This is a genomic window from Halorubrum tibetense (assembly GCF_042661865.1).
Classification (GTDB): domain Archaea; phylum Halobacteriota; class Halobacteria; order Halobacteriales; family Haloferacaceae; genus Halorubrum; species Halorubrum tibetense.
Window position 1 is genome coordinate 1 of record NZ_JBHSWW010000467.1, and the last position, 1197, is coordinate 1197.

A 1197-nucleotide genomic window follows, 5' to 3' on the forward strand; every position below is an offset into this window, starting at 1 on the left:
GGCGTCGGCGGCGATCCGCGTCACCGACCCCGCGCCGGGCTTGTGGTAGTGGAACCCGTCGTCGTCGCGTTTCATTCCCGTCGCCGGGGAGACGAGCACATCGCCCGCGTCGAGCGCGTCCGCGACCGCTTCGACGGTGTCGCCGACGTGGTACGGCGGGACCGCGAGCACGACGATGTCCGCCCGCTCCGTTGCCGCGACGTTCTCGAAACCAGTTACCTCGCGGTCGAGTCCGCGACTGTCGAGCTCCGTGGTGTACTCCTCGGCTTTCGTCTCCGCCTTCTCTGCGTCGCGGGAGCCGATCAGGACCTCGTGGGACGTGTCCGCCGCGAGCCGCAACGCGAGCCCCTCGCCGATGTCGCCGGTGCCGCCGAGTATCGCGATATCCATACCGATCGTCGGCGCGTCACGCTCTTAGGGGTTGCGTGACCGGCCGTCCTCGCCACCGTCGGCGGTGGCGTCTCGCCGGCTCCGCGAGCGTCGGGTATACCAGGTTCCCGCCACGATCCGCGGCATGGACCGCCAAGAACGCGTCGCGGCGTTCGTCGACGAGCAGGGCTGGAAGACCGACCTCGCCTACCGGGTGTTGGACCTCCAGAGCGAGGTGGGCGAGATCGCCGACGAGGTGACGACGACGACCGACTACGGGGCGAGCCCGGCGGAGGCACGGGTCGCTGTCGACGAGGTCGGCCACGCGCTGTTCGCGCTGCTGGCAGTCGCCGAGTCGGCCGGCGTCGACGCCGACGAAGCGCTCGACACGGCGATCGCGAAGTACGAACGCCGGATCGCGGAGACGGGAGACGGCGGATCGGGCGAGTGAGCGGTCGGCGGGTGGGTCCCGCGGCGAGCAGCGGGGGTGGAACGGGAAAGGAGCCGGCGTGGACGCTCCTACGCCCGGATCTCGATCAGGAGGTCCGCCTCCGGCTCCTCGCCCATCACCGACCGAACTCGGTCCCACGAGAGGTCGGTTCGGGCGGTGACGGTGCCCGCGGCGATCGCCCCGCACGCGTTCGCGACGAGCAGGGGTACCTGGTAGTCGCGCGGGTCGTGTGAGAACCCGTCGCCTGCCGCGGCCTCGTCCCGCAGTATCGCCCCGAGGAATCCGGCCGCAAACGCGTCGCCCGCGCCCGCGGTGTCGACCGCGTCGACCTCGAACCCCGGATGCGAAACATCGCCGTGTGGGGTGTGGACGGTCGC

Annotated in this window: 3 protein-coding genes; 1 reads left to right on the forward strand and 2 read right to left on the reverse strand. The window is 71.3% G+C overall.

What is annotated here, in order from left to right; all coding sequences use genetic code 11:
- Positions 1–390: NAD(P)-binding domain-containing protein (locus tag ACFQEU_RS16225; protein WP_379783845.1), on the reverse strand; the 390-nt coding region annotated here is incomplete at its 3' end.
- Between the two features lie 124 nt (positions 391–514).
- On the opposite strand from ACFQEU_RS16225, the gene ACFQEU_RS16230 reads away from it, so the two are divergent.
- Positions 515–820, forward strand: coding sequence for a MazG-like family protein (locus ACFQEU_RS16230; RefSeq protein ID WP_379783847.1), 306 nt, complete (start codon positions 515–517; stop codon positions 818–820).
- A 68-nt stretch (positions 821–888) separates the two neighbouring features.
- Here ACFQEU_RS16230 and ACFQEU_RS16235 read toward each other — a convergent pair.
- A partial coding sequence (locus ACFQEU_RS16235; protein ID WP_379783849.1) for a PfkB family carbohydrate kinase occupies positions 889–1197 on the reverse strand: 309 nt, incomplete at its 5' end.